General features: G+C 66.7%; 4 protein-coding genes. 3 read left to right on the forward strand and 1 reads right to left on the reverse strand.

Translation table 11 applies throughout. The features are described 5' to 3' along the window. Positions 1-60 precede the first annotated feature (60 nt). Positions 61-1,203 carry a hypothetical protein gene (locus tag AC07FN_RS39610; RefSeq protein ID WP_478400282.1) on the forward strand — a complete coding sequence of 381 codons (1,143 nt, stop codon included), beginning with the start codon at positions 61-63 and terminating at the stop codon, positions 1,201-1,203. Between the two features lie 126 nt (positions 1,204-1,329). Here the strand turns inward: AC07FN_RS39610 and AC07FN_RS39615 are convergent, their stop codons facing one another. Then, the gene (locus tag AC07FN_RS39615; RefSeq protein ID WP_478400283.1) at positions 1,330-3,708 is read right to left on the reverse strand and encodes a TOTE conflict system archaeo-eukaryotic primase domain-containing protein; all 2,379 of its coding nucleotides are present in this window, start codon (positions 3,706-3,708) and stop codon (positions 1,330-1,332) included. Between the two features lie 143 nt (positions 3,709-3,851). Here AC07FN_RS39615 and AC07FN_RS39620 point away from each other — a divergent pair, with 143 nt between their 5' ends. Both AC07FN_RS39620 and AC07FN_RS39625 read left to right on the forward strand, forming a co-directional pair. Continuing rightward, positions 3,852-5,318 (forward strand): AlkA N-terminal domain-containing protein, encoded by a 1,467-nt coding sequence (locus tag AC07FN_RS39620; RefSeq protein WP_478400284.1) that lies wholly within the window; start codon positions 3,852-3,854, stop codon positions 5,316-5,318. A 13-nt stretch (positions 5,319-5,331) separates the two neighbouring features. Continuing rightward, on the forward strand, positions 5,332-5,838 hold the full coding sequence (locus AC07FN_RS39625; RefSeq protein ID WP_478400285.1) for a methylated-DNA--[protein]-cysteine S-methyltransferase: 507 nt from the start codon (positions 5,332-5,334) through the stop codon (positions 5,836-5,838). Positions 5,839-6,000 lie beyond the last annotated feature (162 nt).

Consider the following 6,000-nt stretch of genomic DNA (forward strand, 5'->3'; position numbering starts at 1 on the left):
GGTGCGAGTAGCGTGCGCGGGCGCGAAACGATCAGTTCTCCGGCAGCACGAGGGGTGCTTGTGAGCGAGTACCAGTACTACGAGTTCTTGGCTATTGATCAACCGCTTGATGAACAGCAGCAGGGCGAACTTCGGGCTCTTTCGAGCCGGGCGGACATTTCCGCGACCAGATTCGTCAACGAGTATCACTGGAGTGACTTCCGGGGCAATCCGCGCGTATTGATGGAGCGTTACTTCGACGCCTTTCTCTACTTTGCGAACTGGGGAGACCGGACGCTGATGCTCCGGTTGTCCGAGCAGCTTCTCGATCTTGAGACGGCGCAGCGGTACTGCGTCGATGACGACCTGGCCGGTGCCTGGCAGCATGGCGACCACGTCATTCTCAGCTTCGCGTACCAGGATGAAAGCGGCGAATGGGAGTATGCCGACGATCCGAGGCTGGGAGCACTGCTTGCGATTCGCGAGGAATTGGCCGGTGGCGACTACCGGGCCCTTTATCTCGCTTGGCTGACGGCGATCGGCTTTTACCTCGACTGGGAGGATATCGACGTCGAAGCGGTCGAACCTCCGGTTCCCGCTGGGCTTTCGAAGCTGACCGGAGCGCAGCGTGCATTGGTGGAGTTTCTCCGGGTCGATGAGGACCTGCTGGCCGCAGCGGCACAAGCCAGCCCACCGCTCGGCGCCAGGCCTTCGGACAACAGGCTCGCCGAGTTCGTGAAAAGCTTGCCGCAGAACGAAAAGGACACACTCCTGGTCCGCGCTGCCGACGGCGACGGTAGCGGCATCGCCGATCTTCGGCGGCGCTACCGACGTCTACATGCGACTGTGCCTGTGACGGGTTCCCGTACCGTCGGTGAGTTGCTGAATGCGGCATCGGAACGGGAGGCAGAAAGGCGGCGAGAGGAGGCTCGCCGCGCCGAAGAGTCGCGCGCTAGCCGCCAGCGCAGGGCCGCTGCCGCTCGCGAGAAGCGGCTCGATGAGCTTGCTGCTGATGAGGAAGCGGCGTGGCGGCAAGTAGAAGCACTAGTCGCTACCAAGAACCAGAGCCACTACGACTCTGCCGTCAGCCTCCTGCTCGATCTCAAGGCGCTCAACGCACGAAGCAACGACCTGTTGGCGTTCACCCAGCGCTACCAGAAAATTCGGGACGTTCACTGCCGCAAGCCGAGCCTGATGGAGCGTTTCGACAAAGCCGAACTGTGAACCTCAGCTGATCACAACCGCACATCCGGATCGGTCGACCTCGCCCTGAAGGGCATGAACCGCGTCGACGCCGCCCGCCTCGCCGCACACACCGAAGACCTACTCAGTGCTCGTCAGCGCCTGCGATCATCGGACGCGACGGGGGTCCGGGAAGCCGAGACTGGTGTAACCGGGCGCGCGTTTGGCCAGGGAAGACGCGAGAACTCCGGTGGCGATGTCGTGGTAGTCGTGGACTTCGGCAGTGGTCTTGCCGGGGTGGGGGCGGAGGATGCGTCCGGCGTACTGGACGAGTCGGCCTTTGAAGGCGATAGGTGCCGCAAGGAACAAGGTGTCGAGCACCGGACAGTCGAAGCCTTCGCCGACGTACGGGCCTGTCGCCACGACCAGCAACGGAACCTCGTCCGCTTGTCGTTGGAGTCGTTCCTGCGCGGCGGCGCGTGCTTTGGCGCCCATGCCGCCGCGTAGCACTATCGGGTCGAATCTCTTGCTGCGCAGTGAATCCGCTAGCTGTTCGAGGTGTGCGGTCCATTGCGTCAGCAGCAGGCAGTGTCGACCGCGAGCAAGCGCTTCCTGCACATCGCCGACGACCTGTTCGGTGCGTTCTCGATCAGCAACGAGGTCCCGGTAGACAGCGGCGATTCCGCCGGGATCGGACGGTTCGACATCGCCGGTGTAACGGAACGTTGTGTTGTGCACGTGCAGCACCGGGGTTGGGCGGTCGTCGTGCGTCGGTTCCAGAGCCAACCGCGGTGCTGCTGTGCTCGGTTGTTGAGGCGCCGCGGCGATGGTGTGCCGTATCGGGCCGACCTGTAGTGCGATGAGATCGTCGAGCTTGTCCCGTCGGTACGGGGTAGCGGTCAGGCCGAGCCAGCGACGCGCTGGGATCTGTTTGACTGCGTGCTCGAAGGCTGCCGCAGGCACGTGATGACACTCATCGACCACGACCAGTCCGTATGCGCCCGTGATGTCCGCGACGTCTTCGCGCCTCGCCAAGGTCGGCAGCATTACGACGTCAACGGTGCCATATGTCTTGTTGCGGCCGCCTCCGAGCTGCCCGGCTTTCACACCTAGCAAGTCGCCGATCCTGGTCCTCCATTGATCGGCCAGTGCCTTGCGGTCGACCAACACGAGCGTCGCGACCCCGTGCTGTGCGATCAGCGAGCATGCGATCACGGTCTTGCCTGCCCCAGGGGGTGCGACCAGCACCGCGAGGTCGTGTCCACGCAAGGCTTCGGTGGCCGATCGTTGCTGTGCGCTCAGAGTCGCGGTGAACGCGAACTCCTGCTTGGCGCCGGGCGTGCGCTCATCGACGGTCTCCAAACGGCTGCCGGTTTGCTCCACCAGCGATGACAGGGTGCTCGCGAGACCGCGTGGCAGCACAAGGCGGCCGTCGAGCGTTTCGTCGTAACTGTGCAGGAATCGCGGAACACCCCAGGTCGATGCTCGCCGTCGCTGCCGCTCGTAGAAGATCGGGTTCGGCATCGACGCCGCATGCTTGATCGTCGCCAGCAATGCCGGGGTCAACTCGGCTTCACTCACGCTCACCCCAGCGGCCAAGCCGGCGTGGATCACCGGCTGCGGTACCGGCCTGGTGCGTGTTGAATCGGGCGTTCCGAGCCGATCCACCTTGGCGCCTACGGTGATCGATCCGACCCGATTGGCCAGTCGAGTCGCCTCACGTGGGCTCACTCGGCCCAGCGCGGACAGAAACGCCCATTGGTCTTCAAATGGTTCCAGCGTGGACAGGTCGAGGAAGGTCGTTGCGCCGTCCTTACGGGACTTCCCGTGCAACGGAGCCGCGAGCAAGTTTCCCACGCCGCCGGTGGGTAGTACGTCCTGCGATGGGAACAGCCGGTCGTAGCTGGCCAGGTTCATCTGGCCCCGCAATGCCATAGCCTCGCGCAACAAGCCGGAACCGAGCTTTCGCGCGACCTCTGCTGGCACCGGTGCGGCGAAGAAGATCCACACGTGCGCACCCGTCCCTGAACGGGATACTTCCAAGCCCGCCGGAACGCCAATGGCACGTGCTGCCTTCAGATATGCGAGCGCGTCCAGCATCGCGGCTTGGCCATCGAAGTCGGCTGCCAGGAACCAGCAGTTGTCCCCGTCCAACAGCGGGTACAGTCCGAGATGGTGCTCGCCTGACAGATGTGCCGTCAGTACCTCGGCGGTCAACGGCAGGTACTCCCGGTCCTCGTGGCGAACCCCTTTGCGCCACCCACCACGAACTGCGGGCAACCAACCGGCCTTGCCGGTGCGTTTGTTCTCCCAGCGCAGTGCGTAGATGTCGGTTCTCGCGCGGAACAGGGCGCCGAAGAATGCGACCTTCTCCGCCGGCGCGGAGCGGGCGTGCACCGGACCGGGTGGTGCCTCGAAGAAGCCGGTCTGAGTGGGACCGGGCGGTGCTGCTTCCTGCGGTGACATCCGCAGCAATCGATGCAGCCGCGTGTTCTCCGCCTGCAATCGTTCGACCTCGGCCCGAAGCGCGTCCAGCTCGCCCGTCACGGAACGGACAGTATCGGTCACCACAAGTGCGCACCGCCTGGGCTGTGCGGCGCGATGCTGGCCGTTTGACGGGCGATGAGCCGCGAATGTTGATGTCGTTTTTTCGCTAGCTTGCGGCCTGTCCAGCGGCGATGCTGGGTGGCATGCATGAGGATGTTGCGCGGTGTGTTCGGGCCGTTCAGTCGAAGGACTCTCGGTTCGACGGGTGGTTCTTCACCGCCGTGATCAGCACCGGGATCTACTGCCGGCCCAGCTGTCCGGTGGTGCCGCCCAAGGTCGAGAACATGCGGTTCTACCCGAGCGCCGCCGCTGCTCAGCAGGCCGGGTTTCGGGCCTGCAAGCGGTGTCGACCGGACGCCAGCCCCGGCTCGCCGCAGTGGAACGAGCGGGCCGACCTGGTGGGGCGGGCGATGCGGCTGATCGCTGATGGCGTCGTCGACCGGGAAGGCGTTCCCGGGCTCGCCGCGCGGCTTGGGTACAGCGTGCGGCAGATCCAGCGGCAGCTGCTGGCCGAGCTCGGGGCCGGGCCGCTCGCGCTCGCCAGGGCGCAGCGCGCGCAGACCGCGCGGCTGCTGATCGAGACCACCTCCGTGCCCATGAGCGACGTCGCGTTCGCCGCTGGTTTCGCCAGCGTGCGGACGTTCAACGACACCGTGCGCGAGGTCTTCGGGCTCGTCCCGACCGAGTTGCGGGCGCGCGCTTCGAAGCGGCAGCCGGCCGCCGCCGGATCGTTGGTGTTGCGGTTGCCGTTCCGGGCGCCGTTGTGCCCGGACAACCTCTTCGGGCACCTCGCCGCCACCGCCGTGCCCGGGGTTGAGGAGTGGCGCGACGGGGCTTATCGCCGCACCTTGCGCCTGCCGCACGGGCACGGCGTCGTCACGCTCCGACCGCAGCCCGAGTACATCGACTGCCGGCTGACCCTGACCGATCTGCGGGATTTGTCGGCCGCCATCACCCGCTGCCGCTGGCTGCTCGACCTCGACGCCGATCCGGTCGCCGTCGACGATCTCCTGCGCGCGGATCCGGTGCTCGCGCCGCTGGTCGAGAAGGAGCCGGGGCGGCGGGTGCCGCGGACCGTCGACGCCGCCGAGTTCGCGGTGCGGGCCGTGCTCGGGCAGCAGGTTTCCACCGCTGCGGCCCGAACGCAAGCCGCCCGGCTGGTCACCGCCCACGGCGAGCCCGTCGACGACCCAGCAGGCGGGCTGACCCACCTGTTCCCGGACGCGGCGGCGCTGGCCGAGCTCGACCCGGAGACGCTCGCCTTCCCGCAGTCGCGGCGGAAGACGATCACCACGCTGATCGGCGCCCTGGCCGCCGGCGGTATCGACCTGAGCGTCGGCAGCGACTGGCACCGGACCCGCGCCCAGCTAGCCGAGCTGCCGGGTTTCGGTCCGTGGACCGTCGAGACGGTCGCCATGCGCGCCCTCGGCGATCCCGATGCCTTCGTGCCCACCGACCTCGGCATCCGGTACGCCGCCCGTAACCTGGGGCTGCCCTCGACGCCCGCGGCGCTGACCCGGCATGCGGCCGCTTGGCGCCCCTGGCGCGCCTACGCCGTGCAATACCTGTGGGCGACCGGCGACCACGCGATCAACCGGCTTCCCGCCTGAGGAGAGGATTTCCGTGCATTCGGTGAAGACCGTCATCGACAGTCCGGTCGGGCCGCTCACCCTCGTCGCCGTCGACGGGGCTCTGACCGGTCTGTACATGGAGGACCAGCGCCACCGCCCGCCGGAGGAGAACTTCGGCGAGCCGGACGCCGCGCCGTTCGGGCCGGTGATCGAGCAGCTGGGCGAGTACTTCGCGGGGCAGCGCAGCGAGTTCGACCTGACGATGGCGCCGGCCGGCACCCCGTTCCAACGCGCCGTGTGGGCCGCCCTGTGCGAAATCCCGTACAGCGAAACGATTTCTTACGGCGAGCTGGCCCAGTGGATCGGCAAGCCCAGCGCCTCGCGGGCCGTCGGCCTCGCCAACGGCAAGAACCCGATCGGCATCATCGTGCCCTGCCACCGCGTCGTCGGCTCCAACGGCAACCTCACCGGCTATGGCGGCGGACTGGGCCGGAAGCAGCACCTGCTCGACTTCGAGCGGCGCAACACCGCAGGCGCGCAGGCGGCGTTCGACTTCTAGACAGTCTGCTCCAAGGCCTGGGCGGTTTCGCGCGAAACCGGCACTCCGTGCCGGTCCTGAAACGACCCCTTAGAGTTCCTAACAGAGGGTTTTGGTGTGTCGGTAGCAGATGATGCATGTGGCCAGGCCGAGGAACGCTTCGTGGATGTCGTCGCGGCGTTC

Source organism: Saccharopolyspora sp. NPDC045941, assembly GCF_056431445.1.